This is a genomic window from Streptomyces sp. NPDC004609 (genome assembly GCF_042873655.1).
Classification (GTDB): Bacteria; Actinomycetota; Actinomycetes; order Streptomycetales; family Streptomycetaceae; genus Streptomyces.
In genome coordinates this window covers 89,555-112,329 of record NZ_JBIALS010000003.1, presented here as the reverse complement: position 1 = coordinate 112,329, position 22,775 = coordinate 89,555, and the positions used below count along the sequence as shown (strand labels likewise).

22 protein-coding genes and 2 pseudogenes are annotated in these 22,775 nt (G+C 73.1%); 10 read left to right on the top strand and 14 right to left on the bottom strand.

Going from position 1 to position 22,775, the window contains the following annotated elements:
- Positions 1 to 218 precede the first annotated feature (218 nt).
- Positions 219 to 1,262, bottom strand: coding sequence for an SGNH/GDSL hydrolase family protein (locus ACFYT4_RS03840; protein WP_389264942.1), 1,044 nt, complete (start codon positions 1,260 to 1,262; stop codon positions 219 to 221).
- A 93-nt stretch (positions 1,263 to 1,355) separates the two neighbouring features.
- On the opposite strand from ACFYT4_RS03840, the gene ACFYT4_RS03835 reads away from it, so the two are divergent.
- Complete coding sequence (locus tag ACFYT4_RS03835; protein WP_389264940.1) at positions 1,356 to 2,756, top strand: cystathionine beta-synthase; 1,401 nt, start codon at positions 1,356 to 1,358, stop codon at positions 2,754 to 2,756.
- A 640-nt stretch (positions 2,757 to 3,396) separates the two neighbouring features.
- Here ACFYT4_RS03835 and ACFYT4_RS03830 read toward each other — a convergent pair.
- A complete protein-coding gene (locus ACFYT4_RS03830) occupies positions 3,397 to 3,816 on the bottom strand; it encodes a hypothetical protein (RefSeq protein ID WP_389264939.1) in 420 nt (139 codons plus the stop codon).
- A gap of 438 nt (positions 3,817 to 4,254) precedes the next feature.
- Here ACFYT4_RS03830 and ACFYT4_RS03825 point away from each other — a divergent pair, with 438 nt between their 5' ends.
- Positions 4,255 to 5,091 carry a MurR/RpiR family transcriptional regulator gene (locus tag ACFYT4_RS03825; RefSeq protein WP_389264937.1) on the top strand — a complete coding sequence of 279 codons (837 nt, stop codon included), beginning with the start codon at positions 4,255 to 4,257 and terminating at the stop codon, positions 5,089 to 5,091.
- 112 nt (positions 5,092 to 5,203) lie between these two features.
- Positions 5,204 to 5,764, top strand: coding sequence for a hypothetical protein (locus ACFYT4_RS03820; RefSeq protein ID WP_389264935.1), 561 nt, complete (start codon positions 5,204 to 5,206; stop codon positions 5,762 to 5,764).
- Between the two features lie 19 nt (positions 5,765 to 5,783).
- Here the strand turns inward: ACFYT4_RS03820 and ACFYT4_RS03815 are convergent, their stop codons facing one another.
- The 5 genes and pseudogenes from ACFYT4_RS03815 to ACFYT4_RS03795 form a co-directional block, all read right to left on the bottom strand.
- Positions 5,784 to 6,158: a hypothetical protein gene (locus ACFYT4_RS03815; protein WP_389264933.1), complete on the bottom strand. Its 375-nt coding sequence runs from the start codon at positions 6,156 to 6,158 to the stop codon at positions 5,784 to 5,786.
- A 78-nt stretch (positions 6,159 to 6,236) separates the two neighbouring features.
- Entirely contained in the window at positions 6,237 to 6,623 is a 387-nt protein-coding gene (locus tag ACFYT4_RS03810) for a roadblock/LC7 domain-containing protein (RefSeq protein WP_389264931.1), read from the bottom strand.
- 91 nt (positions 6,624 to 6,714) lie between these two features.
- Positions 6,715 to 7,917 carry a hypothetical protein gene (locus tag ACFYT4_RS03805; RefSeq protein ID WP_389264928.1) on the bottom strand — a complete coding sequence of 401 codons (1,203 nt, stop codon included), beginning with the start codon at positions 7,915 to 7,917 and terminating at the stop codon, positions 6,715 to 6,717.
- Between the two features lie 470 nt (positions 7,918 to 8,387).
- A pseudogene (locus tag ACFYT4_RS03800) lies at positions 8,388 to 8,627 on the bottom strand (hypothetical protein); the annotation flags it as partial.
- Between the two features lie 455 nt (positions 8,628 to 9,082).
- The gene (locus ACFYT4_RS03795) at positions 9,083 to 10,495 is read right to left on the bottom strand and encodes a diaminopimelate decarboxylase (protein ID WP_389264925.1); all 1,413 of its coding nucleotides are present in this window, start codon (positions 10,493 to 10,495) and stop codon (positions 9,083 to 9,085) included.
- A gap of 100 nt (positions 10,496 to 10,595) precedes the next feature.
- Here ACFYT4_RS03795 and hutU point away from each other — a divergent pair, with 100 nt between their 5' ends.
- The 4 genes from hutU to hutI all read left to right on the top strand — a co-directional run bounded on the left by hutU (position 10,596) and on the right by hutI (position 16,645).
- Positions 10,596 to 12,254, top strand: coding sequence for a urocanate hydratase (gene hutU, locus ACFYT4_RS03790; protein WP_389264923.1), 1,659 nt, complete (start codon positions 10,596 to 10,598; stop codon positions 12,252 to 12,254).
- Between the two features lie 263 nt (positions 12,255 to 12,517).
- Positions 12,518 to 13,708: an allantoate amidohydrolase gene (locus ACFYT4_RS03785; RefSeq protein ID WP_389265284.1), complete on the top strand. Its 1,191-nt coding sequence runs from the start codon at positions 12,518 to 12,520 to the stop codon at positions 13,706 to 13,708.
- Positions 13,699 to 15,099, top strand: a complete 1,401-nt coding sequence (locus ACFYT4_RS03780) for a formimidoylglutamate deiminase (RefSeq protein ID WP_389264921.1) — start codon at positions 13,699 to 13,701, stop codon at positions 15,097 to 15,099. Before ACFYT4_RS03785 ends, ACFYT4_RS03780 begins: the two co-directional genes overlap by 10 nt.
- A gap of 370 nt (positions 15,100 to 15,469) precedes the next feature.
- Positions 15,470 to 16,645: an imidazolonepropionase gene (gene hutI / locus ACFYT4_RS03775; protein ID WP_389264919.1), complete on the top strand. Its 1,176-nt coding sequence runs from the start codon at positions 15,470 to 15,472 to the stop codon at positions 16,643 to 16,645.
- Here hutI and ACFYT4_RS03770 read toward each other — a convergent pair.
- Positions 16,624 to 17,490, bottom strand: coding sequence for an NAD(P)H-binding protein (locus tag ACFYT4_RS03770; RefSeq protein ID WP_389264917.1), 867 nt, complete (start codon positions 17,488 to 17,490; stop codon positions 16,624 to 16,626). The genes hutI and ACFYT4_RS03770 overlap by 22 nt on opposite strands.
- 207 nt (positions 17,491 to 17,697) lie before the next feature.
- Here ACFYT4_RS03770 and ACFYT4_RS03765 point away from each other — a divergent pair, with 207 nt between their 5' ends.
- Positions 17,698 to 18,558 carry a DUF1963 domain-containing protein gene (locus ACFYT4_RS03765; RefSeq protein WP_389264915.1) on the top strand — a complete coding sequence of 287 codons (861 nt, stop codon included), beginning with the start codon at positions 17,698 to 17,700 and terminating at the stop codon, positions 18,556 to 18,558.
- A 22-nt stretch (positions 18,559 to 18,580) separates the two neighbouring features.
- Here the strand turns inward: ACFYT4_RS03765 and ACFYT4_RS03760 are convergent, their stop codons facing one another.
- The 6 genes and pseudogenes from ACFYT4_RS03760 to ACFYT4_RS03735 form a co-directional block, all read right to left on the bottom strand.
- Positions 18,581 to 19,792, bottom strand: coding sequence for a cytochrome P450 (locus ACFYT4_RS03760; protein WP_389265282.1), 1,212 nt, complete (start codon positions 19,790 to 19,792; stop codon positions 18,581 to 18,583).
- Between the two features lie 125 nt (positions 19,793 to 19,917).
- Positions 19,918 to 20,070, bottom strand: a complete 153-nt coding sequence (locus tag ACFYT4_RS03755) for a hypothetical protein (RefSeq protein ID WP_389264913.1) — start codon at positions 20,068 to 20,070, stop codon at positions 19,918 to 19,920.
- A 32-nt stretch (positions 20,071 to 20,102) separates the two neighbouring features.
- On the bottom strand, positions 20,103 to 20,288 hold the full coding sequence (locus ACFYT4_RS03750; RefSeq protein ID WP_389265280.1) for a DUF397 domain-containing protein: 186 nt from the start codon (positions 20,286 to 20,288) through the stop codon (positions 20,103 to 20,105).
- A gap of 15 nt (positions 20,289 to 20,303) precedes the next feature.
- Positions 20,304 to 20,381 (bottom strand): annotated as a pseudogene (locus ACFYT4_RS03745) (DUF397 domain-containing protein); the annotation flags it as partial.
- A 26-nt stretch (positions 20,382 to 20,407) separates the two neighbouring features.
- On the bottom strand, positions 20,408 to 20,533 hold the full coding sequence (locus tag ACFYT4_RS03740; RefSeq protein ID WP_389264911.1) for a DUF397 domain-containing protein: 126 nt from the start codon (positions 20,531 to 20,533) through the stop codon (positions 20,408 to 20,410).
- Positions 20,496 to 21,443 carry a Scr1 family TA system antitoxin-like transcriptional regulator gene (locus tag ACFYT4_RS03735; protein WP_389264910.1) on the bottom strand — a complete coding sequence of 316 codons (948 nt, stop codon included), beginning with the start codon at positions 21,441 to 21,443 and terminating at the stop codon, positions 20,496 to 20,498. The genes ACFYT4_RS03740 and ACFYT4_RS03735 overlap by 38 nt, the downstream gene beginning before the upstream one ends.
- Before the next feature lie 271 nt (positions 21,444 to 21,714).
- Between ACFYT4_RS03735 and ACFYT4_RS03730 the strand changes: the two genes are divergently transcribed.
- Both ACFYT4_RS03730 and ACFYT4_RS03725 read left to right on the top strand, forming a co-directional pair.
- Positions 21,715 to 22,158: an ATP-binding protein gene (locus ACFYT4_RS03730; RefSeq protein WP_389264908.1), complete on the top strand. Its 444-nt coding sequence runs from the start codon at positions 21,715 to 21,717 to the stop codon at positions 22,156 to 22,158.
- Between the two features lie 265 nt (positions 22,159 to 22,423).
- The gene (locus ACFYT4_RS03725; RefSeq protein WP_389264906.1) at positions 22,424 to 22,765 is read left to right on the top strand and encodes a DUF5713 family protein; all 342 of its coding nucleotides are present in this window, start codon (positions 22,424 to 22,426) and stop codon (positions 22,763 to 22,765) included.
- The last annotated feature ends 10 nt before the right edge of the window (positions 22,766 to 22,775 follow it).

Sequence of the window (22,775 nt, the reverse complement as noted above, 5' to 3'; positions counted from 1 at the left end):
CGACGAGGTCACCGGTACCGGGGTGTGACACGGACCTCAATTCTAAGCGAGCGCTCGCTTTTGTGGTCGGTGGCGGGGACGGGTGTCAGCCGTCCGCCGCCCGGGTCCGCGTACGGCGCCTCCGGCGACGGCGGCCCGCCCCGGGCACGCGGTCGGCGGCCTGTTCCCGGTCCGAGCGGGGACGGTCCGAGCGGGGACGGTCCGACGGCCCGGCGGTGTCAGCCGCGGGTGGCCCGGGTGGAGGACGGTTCCGCGGTGCCGTGGGCCGTGGAGGCCGGGGACTCCTGGGGGATGCGCCGGCGGCGGCGGTGCTTGAGCAGGGCCCAGGGGGCCCGGGCGCCCGTGACCTCGGTGCCCGCTTCCCTGGCCGCCGTTGCCGCCGCCTTCGCCACCGGGAGCATGTCCTCGTCCCGGTCCGCGTCCAGGTGGTCCGTCTCGGGCCACAGGCCCAGCGCCGCGCAGAGCGTGGGCAGCATCGCCATGGCGGCCGTCGCATAGCCCTCGGCCGAGGGGTGGTAGTTGTCCATGCTGAACATCTCGCGCGGATTCTCCGCGAACTCCGGCCCCAGCAGATCGCCCAGCGACACCGTACGGGCGCCCTGCTCCACCGCGACGATCGTCTGCGCCGCCGCCAGCTGCCGCGACGCGCGCCGCGCCAGCCATCTCAGCGGCTGGTACACCGGCTCGATGGTCCCCAGATCAGGGCACGTGCCCACCACCACCTCCGCGCCCGCCGTACGCAGCCTGCGCACCGCGCCCGCCAGATGGCGCACGGACTCCGTGGGCGGCATGCGGTGCGTCACATCGTTCGCGCCGATCATGATCACGCAGATGTCCGGCATCCGGGAGGTGTCCGAAAGGAGCTGGGTCACCTGCCGCTCCAGATCGTCCGACCGCGCGCCGGCCAGCGCCACATTGCACACGTCCACGGGCCGCTCGGCCACCGCCGCCAGCCCGGACGCCAGCAGCGCCGCAGGGGTCTGCCCGGCCCTCCGTACCCCCTGTCCGGCCGCCGTCGAGTCCCCCAGCACCCCCAGCGACAGCGGGTCCTCGCGGCCGAAGGCCAGCCCGTACAACCCGTCCCCCCTCGGCGGCAGCGGCGCGATGCCCCCGCCGACCGAACGCTTCGCCAGCTGGACCTCCGCGAGCAGCAGGCCCACGGCCGCCACTCCGACCAGGCCGATGCCTCCGCCTCCGTAGGCCGCGCCCGCCGCGATACGCCGTGCCACTCTCGCCCTCGACACCGAGCCACCTCCTCTCATCAAGAGCTAACTGCCCGGTAACGGCCGTCGCCCAATCCCGTCCATGTCCGCATACTCTTGCCGCATTCACTACGGAGATCCCGGAGAACAATTGTGCGCTTCCACACCTCGATGATCAGTCTTGTCGGCAATACACCGTTGGTGAAACTGAACAGTGTGACCGCGGGCATCCAGGCGACCGTCCTGGCCAAGGTCGAGTACTTCAACCCCGGCGGCTCCGTGAAGGACCGCATCGCGCTGCGCATGATCGAGGCGGCCGAGGAGAGCGGAGCGCTGCTGCCCGGCGGCACGATCGTGGAGCCGACCAGCGGAAACACGGGGGTGGGGCTGGCGATCGTGGCCCAGCAGAAGGGCTACAAGTGCATCTTCGTCTGCCCGGACAAGGTCTCCACGGACAAGATCAACGTGCTGCGGGCGTACGGCGCGGAGGTCGTCGTCTGCCCCACGGCCGTCGATCCCGAGCACCCCGACTCGTACTACAACGTCTCCGACCGGCTCGTCCGGGAGACCCCCGGGGCGTGGAAGCCGGACCAGTACTCGAACCCGAACAACCCCCGTTCGCACTACGAGACCACCGGCCCCGAGCTGTGGGAGCAGACGGACGGGAAGATCACCCATTTTGTCGCGGGCGTGGGCACCGGGGGCACGATCTCCGGCACCGGGCGCTATCTGAAGGACGTCAGCGACGGCGCGGTGAAGGTCATCGGCGCGGACCCGGAGGGCTCCGTCTACAGCGGCGGCTCGGGACGTCCGTATCTGACCGAGGGCGTCGGTGAGGACTTCTGGCCCACCGCGTACGACCGCACGGTCACGGACGGCATCGTCGCCGTCTCCGACAAGGACTCCTTCCAGATGACCCGCCGTCTCGCCAAGGAGGAGGGCCTGCTCGTCGGCGGCTCCTGCGGCATGGCGGTCGTCGCGGCCCTGCGGGTGGCCGAGGGGCTCGGGCCGGACGACGTGGTCGTCGTCCTGCTCCCGGACAGCGGGCGCGGCTATCTCTCCAAGATCTTCAACGACGAGTGGATGGCCGACTACGGCTTCCTGGAGGACTCCGGGCCCTCCGCCTCCGTCGGTGACGTCCTGCGCCACAAGGAGGGCGGCAAGATCCCCAGCCTGGTGCACATGCACCCGGAGGAGACGGTCGGCGAGGCGATCGAGGTCCTGCGGGAGTACGGGGTCTCCCAGATGCCCATCGTGAAGCCGGGCGCGGGCCACCCGGACGTGATGGCCGCGGAGGTCATCGGGTCGGTCGTCGAGCGGGAGCTGCTCGGCGCGCTCTTCACCCAGCGCGCGTCGCTCACCGACCCGCTGGAGAAGCACATGAGCGCGCCGCTGCCGCAGGTCGGCTCGGGCGAGCCGGTGGCCGATCTGATGAACGTCCTCAGCGACCCGGGGACCGCGGCGGACGCGGCGATCGTGCTGGTCGAGGGCAAGCCCAAGGGCGTCGTCAGCCGTCAGGACCTGCTGTCGTTCCTCGCGGTCGGCGGGAAGTAGACGGTCCGGGCGGCCGGGCCGCCGGCGGGACCCGCGGCCCGGCGCCCGAACGCGGCGAGGGGCACGGCCGGGCCCGCGGCGGCCTCCCGGCCGTGGGCCGTCCGGTGTACGGCGGTGAGGCGGTCGTGCGGCCGGTGAACAGGGCGTGCGGCCGGTGAGCAGGGCTGCGGTCCGGATTCGGGTGCCGGGCCGTCGGCTGTACGGGCGGTGAGCCGGCCGGGCGGCCCGAACCGGGCCGGGTCCGCCCTCGGACGGGCCGCTGCCCGCGAACGGGCGGGCCGGGCGGGCTTCGCGGAATCGGTACGCGCGTGTCACGCGGGCGCAGCACCGGCTTAACACGCGTCCCGCACAGTGGTGGATGCCGACGGGAATCCGCGCAGGGACTCCGGTCGGCACCAGAGCGGCGTCTCGGACGTCCGGAGCGGCTCCCGGACCGAGAACGCCCCAGGGCGCGGCGGTCTGGCCCGATCGGCCCGCGTCCCCCGCGGAGACCGCCGCCGTCCCGCCCTCCGGCCACCCCCGGGGGTGCGGCGGTCTCCGCGCCGGCTTCCCGGCGGCGCGCTGGGCGTGAGCCTCTCGGGGGCGAGGGCCGCGGGGCGCGGGCACCGGCCCGTCACGGGCCTGCCGGGGCGCCCCCGGGTCACTCCTCCCAGTCGGAGTCGGGCGTGCTCTTGCGGCGCGTCCAGGGCCACCAGCGACCCGCGTGGACCGTGTTCACCCCGACGATGCCGAGCCAGGTGACGACCAGCCCCTCGATGCCGGCCTGGACCACGCCGATCGCGGAGAGCGGGATCGCGAGGATCATCGAGATGATCGCGAAGCCGAAGCGCTCGCCGAAATTGGGATCGGTGGCCTGCGGCGGGCGGGTACCGCGGGCGACCACCATCTGCTGTTCGGCGAGCTGACGCCGGACCCGGCGGTCCACCGTGCCGTCGAGGCGCTGCTCGACCTTCTCCAGAAAGGATTCGACGAGCGCCGACTCGTACTCCTCGCCCAGGTCACGGCGGGCGTGGAGGGTGGCGTCGAGTTCCTTCTTCAGCTCAGAGTCGCTGGCTTCCATGGCGAACACGCTACGGGCGGTCACACCTCCCGTCAGTGGGGGTAGCACCACTCTTTCCCGCGGGGTTGCCGGAGCAGCCGTGGTGACGCCCGCCCGCCGGGCGCCGCGCTGACCGATGATGTGACTGCGACGGCAACACCCCTCGCCCGGCGGTGGGGTGGTGTCGGCGGACGGGGTACGGGGACGAGGCCCACGGCACGGGGCGTCGGCCGGCGCCCCGGCGGGGCCGCCCGCGCCCGTCGGGAGACGGGACCGGGCCGGACGAGGACACGGCTCCGTATCGACGGCGCGGGCAGGACGGACGGTACGAGCAGCACGAACGGTGTGAACGGCACAAACAAAGCGGCACGAAACAGTACGAAACCGCAGGAAAAGCGCGAACGGCATGGACGGCATGGACGACACCAGGACGACGGCACACGGACGAGAGGGGACGGTATGACCGAGAGCCCTGCCGCACGGCTCCAGCAGCTCTTCGAGGGGCACCGGCTCACCCCCACCCAGCGCCGCATCGCCCACAGCATGGTCCGCCGCGCCGCCGACGTTCCCTTCCTGTCCAGCGTGGAGCTGGCGGAGGTCGCCGGGGTCAGCCAGCCCTCCGTCACCCGTTTCGCCGTCGCGCTCGGTTTCGACGGCTACCCGGCGCTGCGCAGGCATCTGCGGGATGTCGTGCCCCCGGAGAGCGAGCCGGCCGGAGACGTCCCCAACGAGTACCAGCAGGCCGTCCTGTCCGAGATCGAGAATCTGCGCCATCTCGCCGAGCTGCTCGCCGACCCGGCGCCCGTCGTCCGCGCCGGGGCCCTGCTCGCCGCCTCCCGCCCGCTGCCCGTCCTCGGACTGCGGGCCGCCGCCGCGCAGGCCCGCGGCTTCGCGTACTTCGCCGCCAAGGTCCACCCGGACGTACGCCTCCTCGACGAGGGCGGCAGCCTTCTCGCCGACCGTATCGAGGACGCCCGGCACGCGGGCGCGAGTACGCTCCTCTGCTTCGCGCTGCCCCGCCACCCCCGGGAGGTCCTGGACGCGCTGACCCACGCGCGCTCGGCGGGGCTGACCGTGGTGACCGTCGCCGACTCCGCGTTCGCACCGGTCGCGGGCCACAGCGACGTGCTGATCCCGGCCGCGGTCGGCACCGGACTCTCCTTCGACACCGCCTGCGCGCCGATGCTGCTGGGGCGGGTCCTGCTGGAGGCGATGTGCGACGAACTGCCCGGCGCACAGGCCCGCCTGGAGCAGTTCGACGCCCGCGCGGCGGAGCGGGGTCTCTTCGTCGACTGACATCGGCCGCTCAGGGATCTGAACATGTCATTTCTCAGGCGCGGTTAAGAAAGGGCGGCTAATCTCCGCGCGCAAGGAACATGCGCGGGACACCGATGAGAGGAGCACGGACGTGGGGCGCGGGGCGCAGTCGCTGGCGAGGGTGGCGGTGGTCGTACGGGCCGGGGCGGCGCCCCTGTGGTGGCTGGGGCTGTTCGCCGCAGGTATCGGCGCGCTGCTGCCGGGGCTCACCGGGCGCCGTATCGGGCTGCTCAGCGGGGCGGCGCTGTTCATCGTCGCCGCGGCCGTCACCGCCGTCGTACGGCGTGGCCGGTACACGCACTTCGCCGGGGCGGCGACCCGTGCGGGGCGCACCGACTTCCTCCAGGACCGGAAGGTGACCCTGCGGCACTGGCGGCGCGCCCGCCGGTGGTGGCTGCTGCTCGCGTTCCTCGCCGCCGTCGGCAGCTCGTTCGCGCTGCCGGGCGCGGGCGGCGGGCTGCTCGCGGGCATCGGCGCGGGGCTGTGGGCCAAGGCGGTCTGGCTCGGCCGCCGGGAGCGCGACGACGAGACCCTGCTGTGGCTGCGTACCGACTGGGTGTCGCGCGGGCCGGTCGGCAAGCCGGTCAAGGGGTTCCGGACCACCGGGATCGCGGCCGGGGACGCCGCGCCCGGTGGGGCGCGGCGCCGGTGACCCGGTCGGGCTGGAGGTCTCAGACCTCCAGCTCGGCCTCGATCTTCTTCAGCTGGTGGCGGGCCATCGCCAGGTTGGAGCGGTTCTTGTCCAGCGCCAGGTAGAGGAAGAGACCGTCGGTTCCGCGGCCCCGGAGCAGCCGGATCAGGTGGTACTGCGAGCCGAGGGTGATCAGTATGTCCTCGATACCGTCCTTGATCCCCAGCTGCTCCATGGTGCGCACCTTGGCGCGCACCACGTCGGTGTTGCCCGCGGCGGCCACCGCCAGGTCGAGGTCCTTGCCGCCGCCGACGGTGCCGAGGGCCATACCGCTGGTGTAGTCGACGAGCGCCGCTCCCAGGGCGCCCTCGATTGCTGTCGTCGCTTCCTTGAGGGCGGTTTCGGTGTTGGCCATGAGAGACGTACTTCCCTTCCTACTGCGTGATGTGTTGCGTGAGGGTTTGGTGGTGCGTGTGGGGGTGGCGTTCATGGGTCAGGAGAGCTCCGGCCGCTCCAGGACGCCGTCGACGAGTTCGCCGATACGGGCGCCCGAGCGGCGGGCCTCCAGATGGAGCCGGCCCACGTTGACCCGTGGTCCGGCGAGGAGGGTGAGGACGGCCGCGGAGCCCGCCGCGTAGGTCGCGACGTAGCCCCGGTCGCCCCGGACCAGCAGTTCGCGGAACCTGCCCTGCCCGGTGGCCTCCGTCAGACGTGCGGAGACGCCGAGCGCGGCGGCGGTGAGCGCGGCGACGCCCTCCGCGTCGCCGCTGTCGGCCGCGAGCACGAGACCGTCCGTACTGGCGGCGAGCGCGCCGGTCAGCTGGGGCATCCGCACCCGGAGCCGCTTCAGTTCGGCGAGCACGTCCTCCTCCGCCGTCATGAGCTGTCTCCTCTCGGCGCGCAGCCGCAATGCGCGCCTCATGAGGTGCGGGCCGTGCGGCGGACGGTGTGGTGGTGGGCGGGGCGGGCGGTCACAGGGGTGCCTCCAGTGCGTCGCGGATCCGGCGGAGCAGCGCGGTGTCCGGGGCGGCGGTCGGCCCGAGCCCCAGGGGCCCGAGCCCCGGGAACCCCGCGTCCGCGGCCCAGCCGCCGGGGCCGGGGACGGTGTCGGCGCCGGGCCGCGCCTCGGCCCTCCGGGCGGCGGGCGGGCCGTCCGGCCCCTGCCGGGTGGACGCGGAGGTGCCGGGGGCCGGGGAGTTCGCCGCCGGGTCGGTGGGGGCCGGGCTTCCTGGCGCCGCGGTGCCGGTGCTTGTGCCGGGGACGGGTCCGGTGCCGGTGCCGGGTCCGGGGTCGCCCGTTGCCGGGGCGCCGGGTGCCCGGCCGGTGGCGCGGGTCCCCGTACCCCCGTGCCGGCCGCCCGAGCGCTGACCTCCGGGCGCCGGGGCCGCGGCCGGGCCGGGGCGGGCGTGGCGTGGTGTGCCGGGTGTGCCGGGAGGGTTGCCGTGGGCGGCCGGGCCGGGGCCGCCGGGCGGGAGCGGCGCGGGCGCCGTTCTGAAGCGCGGGGAGCCCTGGGGGCAGGGTGCCGACGGGGTGCCGATCAGGCCCTCCGCGGCCAGCCGGCGGACCTCGATCAGGGTGTTGAACGCGGGCCGCCCCAGCTCACGCGCGATCGCCGCCGGGGTCCGTACGCCGTCGGCCAGCGCCAGGAGCGACCTGCGGACGGGACTGAGCGCCTGACCGGCGCGGTACGGGCGTACGGCGACGGGGGCCGTGTCGACCGACGGGTGCGGCCAGACCGAGTGCAGCAGCCGCCCCCGGCGCAGCGCCTCGCGCTCGACCGACCTGGTCGGCACCGGACGGACACGGCCCAGCCAGTGGTGGACCCCGTAGCGGAACCGGGTCGGCCCCGCGGCCGGGGCCAGGGCGAAGTAGGCCGCGTCGTACAGCGCGGCGAGATGGCAGATCTCCAGCTCGCCGCCCGCGACCTGGCCGCTGTCGACGAGATAGCGGGCGACCTCGTTGCGCGCGCCCGCGCGCGCGATCGCGTCCTCCCAGCGGTCGGGCCGCAGCCGGCCGCTCGCCATGAGCAGGACGTCGAGCCCCGGCGCGGCGGGCGCCTCGGCGTGCACGACCTGGCCGTCCGCCAGATACAGCGCGCCGTGGTCACGGATCAGCACTCCCGTGGCCCGCTCGTCCGCGAGCCGCACGAGCATCGGCGATATGACGGTGCTCATCCCAGCACCAGCCTCTCGGCGAGGTTCTGCATCCGCAGCCGCGCGAGCGCGAGATTGCCGAGGTCCCGGTCCAGCCAGAGGTGCAGGAACACACTGCTGTCGAAGGCGGTCTCCACAAATCGGATCAGGTGGTAGCAGGTACGGGTGGTCACGATGAAGTCCTCGACCAGGGGACTCTCGTCCTGGGCGGCCGGGCCGACGGTCGCCGGGCCGACGGCCGCCGCGCTGCCCGCCGCCGGGCCACCGGCCGGAGCGGAGTCGGCGGCACCGGTGGCGGAACGATCCGAGCCGATCGAAGCGGAATCAGCTGTGGCGACCCTGGCCGGGCCGGTACCCGGCCGGCCGCGGCCGCCGTCGGCGCCCCGGCCGAACCCGGCCTGACCCGCGCCGACCTGACCGGCACCGATCGGACCGGGCCCGGACCGGCCGGCGCCGACCGCGCTGCCGTCCGGCTGGAACGGAATCCCCGCGCCGGATGCCGGGGGCGACTCGGGGCCGCCCGACGCCCTCGGGGTCAGCAGCGCGAACGCCGCGTACTCGGTCGCGACCCGGGCCAGCTCGGCGGTCTCCGCCGCCGTGGCCTCGTGGTCACCGCCCGGTGTCTCGCCGATGGTGCCGAGCGCGAGGCCGCTGACCCAGTCCACGATGGACGCCCCGCGCGCGCCCGGCACCAGCATGGCTTCCAGCAGACACTCGTCGATTCCGGGCACACCGACTCCCTTCTCCGCCCCTGGACGTTCCGCGCGCGGTCGCGCGGACGCTGTGACGGAAAGGTTACGCAACGTTGCCGCCGTTGTGGGAACTTGTGGCATTTTCCACAGGAACTTGCCACGGGCCAGGTAGGGTTCGCGCGCCAAGGATCCGATCCGGCCGTTCATCAGCCGTGCCATCGGCTCCAATGGCGTGCGGTCGCAGAGTATCTGACCAGCCGTGATGTCGGGGGCCGGGCCCCCTGGAACCGGATGCATGGACCATCCGAGACGCTTTTCGGCCGGGGCGGCCCGTCGTCCGCCGGGCGCCACCGATCCGCGGTCCCGAAGGCCGCCGGGCCACCCGTGCCGACCCCCGCGTACGGCTCGCGGCCCGCCCCGAGGGTGTCCGCCCGGAACGCGCACGGCCCGTGACGCCCCCTCGGGCGCCGCCGCCGCGCGCCCGTCTCCCGCCGCTACAGCAGTGCGTCCCGCTGCCCGCCACCCGACTCGGCGGCGATCTCGTCCACGCTCTGCGGAGCCCGTACGAGCGCGAACCGCACCCCTTCGCCGCCGAACCCGCCGCCGGTACCGCCGCCGGTACCGCCGCCGAACCCGCCGCCGAACCCGCCGCCGGTACCGCCGCCGGTACCGCCGGGTCCGCCGTCGCCGGCACCGAACGTGTACCCGTACACCCCCGGCCGGGGCAGGCTGTTGTACCCGTAGTGGTTCGAGAAGTAGTACGCCCCCGTGTCCAGCGCCGCCACCACATCACCCTGCTCCAGCGGCGGCAGCTCCCGGGCCTCGGCCAGCAGATCGCCCGCGAAACAGGCGGGCCCCGCGATGTCCTGCACCACCGGCGCGCCCGCCTTCGGCAGCCCGCCGGAGCCGTAGGCGGCGATCCGCAGCGGCCAGGAGGCCGGGTCGTAGACCGTACGGGTCGCCACCTGCACACCCGCGTGGGTGACCGCGATCGGCCGTGACCCCGAGACCTTGGTGTACTCGACCCGTGCCAGGATCAGCCCGTGCTTGGCGAGCAGCGCCCGCCCGTACTCCGTGACCAGCCCGTAGCGCCCGTCCAGCAGGCCCGGGACCTGCTCCTTCAGCAGGGCCGCGTACTCGGCGAAGGTCGGACTCTCCTCGTCGGAGGAGAAGTTGACCGGCAGTCCGCCCCCGATGTCGACGGTGTCGATCTGCCGCCGCCCGGCCGCCGCGTTGATCTCCTCGGCGAGCGCGTACACCTCCCGTACGCCCTCGATCATCCGCGAGAGCGGAATGCCCTGCGAGCCGGAGTGGGTGTGCAGCCGGGTCAGCCACGGCCGGTCCAGACACATCCGCACCACCGCCTCCCGCGCGCCCTCGTCGCGCAGCGCCACCCCGAACTTGGAGGTCGCGGTGGCGGTGGACAGCGCGCCGATGGAACCCCCGCCGATCTGCGGATTGACCCGCAGCCCGAGGGGCGAGCCGGTGCGCGAGGAGGGCACGAGCGCGTCCAGCCGTGCCAGCTCCTGCGGATTGTCCGCGTTGACCGCGATCCCGAGCGCCAGGGCCTCCCGCAGTTCGCCGGGGGTCTTCGCCGGGGAGTCCAGGACCGTGCGGCCGGGGGCGATCCCGGCGGCACGCGCCAGGGCCAGTTCGCCGGGGCTCGCGACCTCGGCGCCGATGCCCTCGGCGTTCAGCAGCGCGAGCACGGGCACGAGAGGCGCCGCCTTCACCGCGAAGGCGTGCAGCACGGGCGCGTCGGTGACGGCGGCGAACGCGTCCCGCAGCGCGGCCGCCGACGCCCGGATCCCGGCCACGTCCAGGAGGGCGGCGACCGGCTGCTCCTCCGTCAGAAGTCCCTGCTCCACAGCGGCGCGTACGGCCCGATCACGGCGTTCCACAGTCATGTGTGCCAGCCAATCACCCGGCCCCGCCCGGCGCGACTGTTGACTAGGTCTATTCATGTCATCACTATATGAATAAGCCCAGTCGTCGGGAGGCATCGCCATGTCAGGACCCCGCCCCGTACGGGCGTCGCGCGGCAGCACACTGAGCACCTTGGGCTGGCAGCAGGAGGCCGCCCTCCGGATGCTCCAGAACAATCTGGACCCCGAGGTCGCCGAGCACCCCGACCGGCTGGTCGTCTACGGCGGCACCGGCAGGGCGGCCCGCGACTGGCGCTCCTTCGACGCGATGGTGCGTACCCTGCGGTCCCTGAAGCAGGACGAGACGATGCTCGTCCAGTCCGGCCGCCCGGTCGGCGTGATGCGGACCCACGAGTGGGCCCCGCGCGTCCTGATCGCCAACTCCAACCTCGTCGGCGACTGGGCGAACTGGGAGGAGTTCCGCCGCCTCGAAGCCCTCGGTCTGACCATGTACGGGCAGATGACGGCCGGTTCCTGGATCTACATCGGCACCCAGGGCATCCTCCAGGGCACCTACGAGACCTTCGCCGCCGTCGCCGCCAAGCGGTTCGGCGGGACCCTCGCCGGGACGATCACCCTGACCGCGGGTCTCGGCGGCATGGGCGGCGCGCAGCCGCTCGCCGTCACCATGAACGACGGCGTCGCGATCTGCGTCGACTGCGATCCGCGCGCCATCGACCGCCGTATCGAGCACCGCTACCTGGACGTGCGGGCCGACTCGCCCGGCCACGCGCTCCAGCTCGCCACCGAGGCCCGGGACGCCCGCCGCCCGCTGTCCATCGGTGTCCTCGGCAACGCCGCGGAACTGCTGCCGGAGCTGCTGGCGGCCGGCGCGCCCATCGACATCGTCACCGACCAGACCTCGGCGCACGACCCCCTCGCGTACCTCCCCGCCGGTGTCGACTTCGCCGACATGGCGTCGTACGCGGCCGAGAAGCCCGCCGACTTCACCCGGCGGGCGCGACAGTCCATGGCCCGCCATGTGGAGGCGATGGTCGGCTTCCTGGACGCGGGCGCCGAGGTCTTCGACTACGGCAACTCCATCCGGGGCGAGGCGCGGCTCGCGGGATACGAGCGCGCGTTCGCGTTCCCCGGCTTCGTGCCGGCGTACATCCGGCCGCTGTTCTGCGAGGGCAAGGGCCCCTTCCGCTGGGCCGCGCTCTCCGGCGAGGCGTCCGACATCGCGAAGACCGACCGCGCGATCCTGGAGCTGTTCCCGGAGAACGCGTCCCTGCGCCGCTGGATCACCCTGGCCCGTGAACGCGTCCGCTTCCAGGGCCTGCCCGCCCGTATCTGCTGGCTCGGCTACGGCGAGCGCGACCGCGCGGGCGAGCGCTTCAACGACATGGTCGCGAGCGGGGAACTGGCCGCTCCCCTCGCCATCGGCCGCGACCACCTCGACTGCGGCTCGGTCGCCTCCCCGTACCGGGAGACCGAGGCGATGCTCGACGGCTCCGACGCGATCGCCGACTGGCCCCTCCTCAACGCCATGGTCAACGTCGCCTCCGGCGCGTCCTGGGTCTCCATCCACCACGGCGGCGGCGTCGGCATGGGCCGCTCGATCCACGCGGGCCAGGTGACGGTCGCCGACGGCACGGCTCTGGCGGGGGAGAAGATCCGCCGGGTTCTGACCAACGACCCCGGCACGGGCGTCATCCGCCATGTGGACGCCGGGTACGACCTCGCGGAGTCCGTCGCCACGGACAAGGGCGTCCGCGTTCCCCTGCGGGAGGGTTCATGACCTCCGCACCCGGCGGCGCGCCCGCGGACCCGCCCCGGAAGCCCGGTCGGCACACCGAGGGGCGGGCGGGGACACCCCACCGGGCCGCGGACGGGTACGGGTACGGGGACGGAACGGCGGGTGCTCCGGGGGCGGGCGCGGACGGGCCCGCCGGTGTTTCCGGGGCGAGCGGGGACGGACCCGCCGGTGTTTCCGGGGTGGACACAGATGGACCGGGACCCGCCGGTGTTCCCGGGGCGGGCGCGGGCCCCTCGTTCCACGCCATGTGGCGGGAGCTGGCCCCGATCGGGCGCGAGGAGAGTACCGGCGGCTACCGCCGCTACGCCTGGACCGCCGCCGACGCCGACTGCCGTTCCTGGTTCCGCGAACAGGCACAGGCGCGCGGCCTCGCCCACGAGACCGACCGCAACGGCAACCAGTGGGCCTGGCTCGGGGACCCGGCCGCCGGGGACGCCGTCGTCACCGGGTCGCACCTCGACTCCGTGCCCGACGGCGGCGCCTTCGACGGCCCCCTCGGCGTCGTCTCCGCCTTCGCCGCGCTCGACGAACTCCGCCGCAGGGGCGCCGAGTTCACCCGGCCCCTCGCGATCGTCAACTTCGGCGATGAGGAGGGCGCCCGCTTCGGCCTCGCCTGCGTCGGCTCCCGGCTCGCCTCCGGGCAACTGACCAGGGAGAAGGCGTACGCGCTCACCGACGCCGACGGCATCACCCTCCCACGGGCCATGGAGGCGGCCGGCCACGACCCCGGCGCCATCGGCCCCGACCCCGGGCGCCTCGCCCGTATCGGCGCGTTCGTCGAACTGCACGTCGAACAGGGCCGCGCGCTCGACCTGTCCGGCGACCGGATCGGGATCGCCTCCGCGATCTGGCCGCACGGCCGCTGGCGGTTCGACTTCCGCGGCGAGGCCAACCACGCGGGCACCACCCGGCTCGCCGACCGCCGCGACCCCATGCCGGCCTACGCGGAGACCGTTCTCGCCGCCCGCCGCGAGGCCGGGCTCGCGGGCGCGGTCGCCACTTTCGGCAAGGTCGCCGTCGAACCGAACGGCGTGAACGCCATCCCCTCCCTCGTCCGCGGCTGGCTCGACTCCCGCGCCGCCGACCGGACCACGCTGGACACGGTCGTCGCCGCGATCGAACGGGCGGCCCGGGACCGCGCCCGGAGCGACGGTGTGGACCTCAGCGTCGTACGGGAGTCCTTCACCCCGGTCGTCGAGTTCGGGCACGCCCTGCGCGACGAGCTGAACCGTCTGCTCGGAGGCCGGGTCCCCGTCCTCGGCACGGGCGCGGGACACGACGCCGGAATCCTGTCCGCCGCGGTCCCGACCGCCATGCTGTTCGTACGCAACCCCACGGGCGTCTCGCACTCCCCGGCCGAGTTCGCGGCCGAGGACGACTGCGTGGCCGGGGTGCTCGCACTCGCCGACGTACTGGAGGGCCTGGCATGCCGGTGACACCGGCGGTATCCACGGCGGCACCGGCCGCGCCGGCGGTGAGCTACTGGGCGGAACACGCCTGGCTGGAGACCCGTGCCGAGCCGGGCGTCGCCCTGGACGTACGGGCCGACGGCCGGATCGGGGCCGTACGCACGGGGACCACCGCCCCGCCGCCGGGCGCCGAGATCCTGCGCGGCCTCACGATCCCCGGCCTCGCCAACACGCACTCGCACGCCTTCCACCGGGCCCTGCGGGGCACCGTGCAGGTCGGCACCGGCACCTTCTGGACCTGGCGGGAGGTGATGTACCGGACCGCGTCCCGGCTGACCCCGGAGTCGTACCACGCGCTCGCGCGCGCCGTGTACGCCGAGATGGCGCTCGCGGGCATCACCGCGGTGGGGGAGTTCCACTACCTCCACCACGGCCCCGGCGGCACCCCGTACGCCGACCCCAACGCCATGGGCGAGGCGCTCCTCGCGGCCGCCGCCGACGCCGGCATCCGGATCACCCTCCTCGACACCGTCTACCTCCACGGCGGCCTCACCCGCGACGGCCACCAGCCCCTGAAGGGCCCTCAGCTCCGCTTCGGCGACGGCTCGGCGGACGCCTGGTACGACCGCTGGTCCCGGCTGAAGCCCCGCGGGGACGCGAGGTGGGACGCCGGGATCGGCGCGGCGGTCCACTCCGTACGCGCGTTCGCGCACAGGGACGGATACGAGGAGTTCGCGGCCCGCACCGACGGGGTGCCCGTCCATGTCCACCTCTCCGAACAGCCCGCCGAGAACGAGGCATGCCTCGCCGTCCACGGCTGTTCGCCGACCCGGCTCCTCGCCGATTCCGGCTTCTGGAAGCCGACGACGACGGCCGTCCACGCCACGCATCTCACCGACGAGGACATCCGTGTCCTCGGCGCGTCCGGCGCCGGTGTCTGCATGTGCCCCACCACGGAACGCGATCTCGCCGACGGCATCGGCCCCGCCGCCGCCCTCCAGCGCGCGGGCTCCCCGCTCTCCCTCGGCAGCGACAGCCACGCGGTGATCGACCTCCTGGAGGAGGCGCGCGCCCTGGAACTCCACGAACGCCTGCGCACCCGCACCCGCGGCCACTGGACGGCCGCCGCCCTTCTGCGTGCCGCCACCGCCGACGGGCACGCCTCCCTCGGCCGCCCCGACGCGGGCCGCCTGGAGCCCGGCGCGCTCGCCGACTTCACCACGGTCGCCCTCGACTCCGTACGCACGGCGGGCCCGGTGCCGAGGCTGGCGCCGGAGGCGGTGGTCTTCGCGGGCACGGGCGCGGATGTGCGGGAGGTGGTGGTGGGGGGCCGCCGGATCGTCCGGTCGGGCGTCCATGAGCTGGTGCCGGATGTGGCGTCGGAGCTGGGCTCGACGATTGCCGCGCTGCGGTCGTGAGGGTGCGTGGTGGTCGGCCCCCGGGCCGGGGCGGTCGGGGTTGCGGCGCCGGGCCCCGCGCCGGGGTTGCCGCCGGGTGCCGGGCGGCTTGTCGGGGCTCTGCCCCGAGCCCCGCGCCTCAATCGCCGGCGGGGCTGGGTTTGGGTGTCCGGCGCCGGGCCCCGCGCCGGGGTTGCCGCCGGGTGCCGGGCGGCTTGTCGGGGCTCTGCCCCGAACCCCGCGCCTCAATCGTCGGCGGGGCTGGGATGCCGAGCCCTGCGCCTCAATCGCCGGCGGGGCTGGGATGCCGAGCCCTGCGCCTCAATCGCCGACGGGGCTGGGGTTTGGGCGTACGCGGTCTCACAGGGAGAACAACCATCGATAGGAACCCATGAGCGCCAGCATTCTCCTCACCAACATCGGAAGCCTGGTCACCAACGTGCCCGGCATCGGTGATCCCTCCCCGCTCGGCCTCCTCACCGACGCCGCCGTCGTCGTCGAGGGCGACCGGGTCGCCTGGACCGGCCGGGCACAGAGCGCTCCGGACGCGGACGAGGTGTACGACGCCGGGGGGAACGCCGTCGTCCCCGGGTTCGTCGACTCCCACGCCCACCTCGTCTTCGCGGGCGACCGTACGCAGGAGTTCAACGCCCGGATGTCCGGCCGCCCCTACCAGGCCGGCGGCATCCGTACGACGGTCCGGGCCACCCGCGCCGCGAGCGACGGGCAGCTGGAGGCGAACCTCACGCGCTATCTGGCGGAGGCGCTGCGCCAGGGCACCACGACCTTCGAGACCAAGTCGGGGTACGGGCTCACCACCCACGACGAGGCGCGCGCGCTCCGGATCGCCGCGCGGCACACGGAGGAGGTCACCTACCTCGGCGCGCACATCGTGCCGCCGGAGTACGCGGACGACCCGGCCGCCTATGTGGAACTGGTGACCGGCGAGATGCTCGACGCCTGCGCGCCCCACGCCCGCTGGGTGGACGTCTTCTGCGAGAGGGGTGCGTTCGACGGGGACCAGGCCCGCGCGGTCCTCACCGCCGGGAAGGCCCGGGGCCTCGTCCCCCGCGTCCACGCCAACCAGCTCGGCCCCGGCCCCGGCGTCCGGCTCGCCGTCGAGCTGGACGCGGCCAGCGCGGACCACTGCACCCACCTCGACCCCGGGGACATCGACGCCCTCGCGAGCGGCAACACCGTCGCGACCCTGCTCCCGGGCGCCGAGTTCTCCACCCGCGCCCCCTGGCCGGACGCCCGGCGGCTGCTGGACGCGGGCGTGACCGTGGCGCTGTCGACGGACTGCAACCCGGGGTCGTCGTTCACGTCCTCGATGCCGTTCTGCGTCGCCCTCGCCGTACGGGACATGGGCATGACCCCGGACGAGGCGCTCTGGTCGGCCACGGCGGGCGGTGCCGCGGCCCTGCGCCGTACCGACGTCGGCCGCATCGCCCCCGGCGCCCGGGCCGATCTCGTGGTGCTGGACGCGCCGAGCCATGTCCATCTGGCGTACCGGCCGGGGGTCCCGCTGGTGCGGGACGTATGGCGTCAGGGGCGCAGATGCCGGTAGGACTCCGGGTTCGCCCGCAGGAACTCCGCGAAGCCCTGCGCCGGACGGCCCGCCAGCTTCGCCACCGCGTCCGAGACCGTCGCCATCTCCCCGGCCGCGATCGCCTCGTACGAGGTGACCCAGCCGGTCACCTCCCACTCCTCCGCGCCGTACCCGGCCCGTGAGGCGTACGCCTCGTCCTCGCTCTCGGCCACGTAGGTGACCTCCCGTCCGGCGAAGCGGCTCAGCTCGGCGGCGGCCTCCGTCAGCGAGATCGCCGCCGGGCCGGTGATGTCGTACGTCAGCCCGTCGTGGCCGTCGCCGAGCAGAACCCCCACCGCCGCGTCCGCGATGTCGTCGTGCGCGACCGCCGAGACCCGCCCCTCACCGGCCGGGCCCCGGATCACCCCGTCCGCGCCCGCCATCCCCGCCAGCGCGGCGAGATAGAAGCTGTCCCGCAGGAACGTGTGCCGCAGGCCGGTCGCGCGGATGTACTCCTCCGTGTGCCAGTGGTCGCGGGCGAAGGTGAACGTCGCGTCCGGCGCGGCCCCCAGGAACGACACGTACACGATCCGCTCCACACCCGCCGCCACGGCCGCGTCCACGGCGGTGGTGTGCTGGCGCACCCGGCCGAGGGACTCGTGCGCGGAGACCAGGAGCAGCGTCCCCGCACCGTCGCAGGCCCGGCGCATCGCCTCGCCGTCCCCGTACGCGGCGGGCGGGGCGGCGGAAGCCCCCGCGACCTCCGGCAACCGCGCCGGGTTCCGGCCGAGCAGCCGGGGCGCGGCCCCCTGTTCGGCAAGACGGCGCGCGACCCGGCCGCCGATACGGCCGCTGGCGCCGGTGACGGCGATGACTGGGGGCATGGGCGAGTCCTTCGGTGCGGGAACGGGCGCCGGTGCGAGCGCCCGTCAGGCGGGGACAACAGGGCGTGTACGGGCCAAGTCTGCGCCAGGGCCGTACGCGCCGCAGCCGCGCCACAGCACGGTCGGCCGGTCGATGCCGTCGGGCCCAACGCGAGCCGATCCGCGTGATACCTCCGCCGTCGGCTGCTCCGTGATGGCATGGAGCCCATGAACCATGAAGAGGCGCGGTCGCACATCGGGGCCTGGTGTGCCGAGCACCTGGGTGAACATCTGGGCGCGCAGGTGGCCGCACTGGCGCGGACGGGCTTCGTGCTCCAGCGCGTTCGGCCGGACCGGCCGGCGACGGGCGGCTGCCGGCTCGGCGGGCCGGCCCTGCTGGAGCCGGGGGCTCCCTGGCCGGACTACGAGGGCATCCCGCTCACTCTGCTCGCCGTAGTGGACCTGACGGAGCTGGCTCCGTGGCTGGGGGACGAGCTGCCGCCGCCCCTCCGGTCCGGGCTGCTCAACTTCTTCTACCTGCAGCCGGATCCGGGGCACCGCGAGCTGTACGACAGATACTCCGCACTGTTCGCCCTCGACTTCTACGACCCGCGCCTTTGCCGGGTTGTTCCCGCCGACCCGCTGCGCGCGGTCGAGGCGGAGACGCCGCCGGGAGCCCTGGTCTTCGACCGGACACCGCTGCACGCCGCCCCGGTCGTCACCCTGCCTTCCATGAACAATGGTGACGAGGTCTACGACAACCTCGACTACGGTGACGCGTCCGAAGCCCTCGACCCCTTCGGCCCCGCCTTGTACGTGATGTACTCGCTGGACGAGGACGAAGAGATCAGGCTCCTCTACGCCAAGGAGGGCCTCGAACGCGGGCCTGTCTGCACGGACCAGTTCTTCGGCTGGCCGTGGTGGATCGATCACACCCCGAAGAACACCCGGCACAAGCACCTGCTCACGCTCGGCGGCAAGGAACTCTGGTCGTGGGGCGACGGCGGCTATCTGCACTTCCTGATCGAGCCGGAAGCCCTCCGGAACGGTGACTTCTCACAGGTCGTGGCCGAACCCGATGGGTGGTAGCGCGCCGCCGTACCGCCCCTGCTCACACCCCTCGGTGCCCCAGCCGCACCGGCAGCTCCTCCACGCTGTTGCCCACGAAGCTCGCGTGCCTCGGCAGCTCCGCCTCCGGGACCGCCAGATCCAGGTCCGGGAAGCGGGTGAACAGCCGCTCCAGGGCGATCGTCGCCTCCATACGGGCCAGGGGCGCGCCCAGACAGTAGTGCGCGCCGTGCCCGAGGGAGAGATGACGGCCCGGCGACTCCCGGCGCACGTCGAAGCGGTCCGCGTCGGGGCCGTGGGCGGCCCGGTCCCGCCCGGCGGCCGAGTAGCCCGCGAGGACCGGCGTCCCCCGGGGGATCACCGTCCCGTCGAGCGTGATGTCCCGCACCGGGTAGCGGAACGGGAAGTAGCTGACGGGACTGTCCCAGCGCAGGGTCTCCTCCACCGCGTCCGACCAGGACGCGCCGCCGGAGCGGATCAGGCCGAGCTGGTCGCGGTGGGCGCAGAGCGCCCGTACGGCGTTCGTGATCAGGTTCAGCGTGGTCTCGTGGCCCGCCACGACGAACAGCATCAGCGTGCCGATCAGTTCCCCCTCGCTCAGCCGGTCACCGTCCTCCCGCGCGGCGATCAGCGCGCTGGTCAGATCGTCGCCCGGGTTCTCCCGGCGGGTCGCCACGATCCCGGCGAGCGTGGCGGCCATGTCACGGGTCGCGGCGATCGCCTGCTCGGATGTGACGGTGGTGCTGACCGCCAGGTCCGACAGCTCGTGCAGCCGGTCGTGGGCCTCTTCGTCCACCCCGAACAGCTCACAGATCACACTCAGCGGCAGCGGCAGCGCGAAGTGCGTCCGCAGGTCGGCGACCCCGCCGCCCGCCTTCGCCGCCGCGTCCAGTCCGTCCAGCAGCCGGGCCGTCAGCGCCTCGATCCTGGGCCGGAGCCCCTCCACCCGCCGGGCGGTGAACGCCTTGCTCACCAGGGAGCGCAGCCTCCGGTGCTCGTCCCCGTCACTGGTCAGCATTCCGGGCAGGACGGCGAAGTTCATCAGCGACCACCCCTCGGGTATCCGGCCCTCCCGGAGCGCGGTGAAATGCGCGGGGCTCTTGGAGACCTCGGGATGCGCGAGGAACTCCTTCAGTGCCTCATGCCCCAGTACGGCCATCCCGGGCACCTCGTCGGGAAGGACGATCCCGGCCGAGGTGCCCTCGGCGAGCAGCCGGGCGTTGGCTGCGTGGGGACAGCCGCCACGGGCGTCCATCCGGTGCGGCGGGGTGACGTGCGCAGTGCTCACGTGGGCTCTCCTGACGGGGTGGACGGGTGCCACGGTCATGTCCTGTGACACCGCCAAGTGTCCGTCCGAAAAGGCCAGTTGAGCCAGAGGTGTCACACGCCGCCGTGCTGGTGCTGCTCCGGCAGCCGGCTCTCCGGGTGCGCCCGGACCAGTACGTTGGGCAGCCCCTCCCGGGCGAAGAAGCCGAGGACCTCCCGGTCCGAGTGGCGCAGACTGACTCCGGCGGTGGCGGTCTTCTCGCCCACGGCGACAAGACCGCCGACCGCCTACGGAAGCCCTAGACGTCGGCGTGGTTCTTGGCGTACGTGAGGAGTCCGGTGAAGGCGCTGGGTGTCAGGTGGAGGTGGGGGCCGGACGGGTTCTTGCTGTCTCGGACTGCGACCACGTTGGTGAGCCCAGAAGCCACCTCGACGCAGTCGCCGCCGTTGTCGCCGCTGTAGGTGCTCTTGGACCACGTGGCCACGGCGTACCCGGGGGCTACCTCTATGCAGTTGCCGCCGTTTTGGCCGCTGTAGCTGCTTTTGATCCACGTCGCCGCGCTGAGGATGTGCTCCATACTCGGTCGCCCTTCCAGGCGGTGGGCTAGATGGTGGTGTTCTTGGCGTACGCGAGGAGTCCGGCGAAGGCGCGGGGTGTGAGGTGCAGCGCCGGGCCGGAGGGGTTCTTACTGTCACGTACGGGGACGACGTCGGTAGATCCGAGGGCCACCTCTATGCAGTCGCCGCCGTTGGGGCCGCTGTGGGAGCTTTTGATCCACGTCGCCGCGCTGAGCCGGTGTTCCATTCCCGGAGTACCCTTCCATGAAGTCGCTGATCAGAGCGGCAGATCCGTGAGCCGATAGGGCATCCGCTCTGAGCACATCATAGGTCCGGGCGTGCCGGGAGTAGACGGCTGGATCGTCGTTGAAATGGCCTCGGTCCAAGGACTCGGAGTAGACCCACTGGTGTCCGTCGGACAAGGTGATCAACGACATCGAGTTCGCAGGGCGATCGAGTGGTCGATCGGCTGGGGCCACCTGGATGCGGATGTTTGGGCGCAATCCCATGGCCAGTAGATGGGTGCACTGGTCGCGCATCACGTCGGCGTCGCCAACGAAGTTACGTAGTGCGCTTTCGTCCAACACCACTATCAGGAGTGGTCCATCCTGGGCCATGAAGCGTCGCTGTCGGCCGAGTCGTGCCGCCACGAGATCTGCGCCGTTGTCGCCTCTCAATGCGGGAGAGAGCAGGGCACGGGAGTAGTCGGCGGTCTGTAGAAGCCCTGGCATGAACTGCGTCTGATACACACGCAGCGCCGTCGCCTCCGCATCCATCTCCGCCCGCCTGCGGAACCAATCCGGATGATCCGCAGGCGAGTACCAGTCGATCCGGGCCCACAACCGGGCCAATATCCCACCGGTCTCCAGCAGTTCGTCACATCGCTCCACGAACGGCTGCTGCGGCACCCGCGCTCCTGCCTCGATCTTGGCGACCAGGGAGCGGTCGCACGGGATCTGGCTCGCGAGCTTGTCCTGGGAGAGTCGGGCCCGGTCGCGGTGTTCGCGTAACAGTTCGCCGAACAGTGCGGCGGATGTGGTGGCTCCGGACTTCTCGCCCGGCTTGTCGTTGCGTCGTCCCATGGCCTTCTCCTTGTGACAGTCCGTCGTTGACACGTTCGCTGACCTGTTGAAAGTAACGGCGAGCCATCAAGCTTGAACTCCCAACACTGTTGTATTTCACCTGATCTGATGAGGGATTAGATGATTCCGGTTAGTTTGAGGTGCTCTGTGCGCCTTCTGGCCCTCTGAAGAGGAGCGTGAACATGGTGAACCGCACGATCCGTCCATACGAGGGGCCGCCCTTCGGCCCGATGGCGGTGGACGGGTGAACGGCGGGTGTGGTGGCGACGCGGTGGTGTCGCGCTGGAGCCGTCATCCGGGCTGTGTCGGACGCGCCCGCGCTCAGTTGCGCAAGGCGCTGGCGGGTTGGGGTCTCACGGCCATCGAGGACTCGGCGCTGCTCGTGCTGTCGGAGCTGCTCACCAACGCCGTGTGTCATGCGTTCACGGCGCCGGAGCGGGAGATCGAGACCCGCTGTACGCGCTCGCCGGAAGGGCTGCGGATCGAGGTCCGGGACGCGGGCGAGGGACGGCCCGTGCCGAGTGCGCCCGCGCCGGAGGCGACCGGTGGGCGGGGGCTGTGGCTCGTCGACGCGCTGGCCGACCGGTGGGGTGTGACCGAACGGGAGGGGCCCGGCAAGGTCGTGTGGGCCGAGCTGTCCATCCCGCGGGACACCGGCGTACGAGGCGACTCGGCGGGCCGGGAGGCCATCAGCCGTGCGAACGTGCCGACATGAACGCCGCCGCGCTCACCGGCAGCGCCCCGGACCCCCTCAGTGCCGACTGCGCCCACTGCGGCCGTCCCGCCACCGCCCCCATCCCCCTCCGCTGGATAGAACGCTCACTCCAATACGTATGCCCCCACTGCGCACCCACCCTGACCCCCGGCCCGACGCCCGGCGAACACCCGGTCTGTCAGTGACGTGGTGCAGGATCGGTGACCGGCTCGGCAGTACCCGGGAACGGCGGTACTCGGGCCCTTCCAGGGAGTGGGGAATCACCGTGGCGATCGTCAACCGGCAGGTGGCGGAGCGTGCGTTTCTTCAGCCGCTGTACGAGGACCCGTACTTTCCGGATCACGTCCTCGACAAGGGCAGGGCGATCCTGCTGCGGCTGTGCGAGCGGATCGAGGCGGAACGGCCCTCGGATCTGGCGGCGCTGTATGTGCTCACCGAGGCGGCGACGGAGGAGTTCAACCGGCTGGAGGCCGAGTTCGAGGCCGCGGGCAGTGAGATCGAGACGGTCGCCCGGGAGGAGATCGGCGAGGACTTCTGGTTCGTGGCGACGGCCTACGGATTCACGGACGCGGACCCCGAGAAGCTGATCTCCGCCCGGGACTGGTGACCCCCGGCCC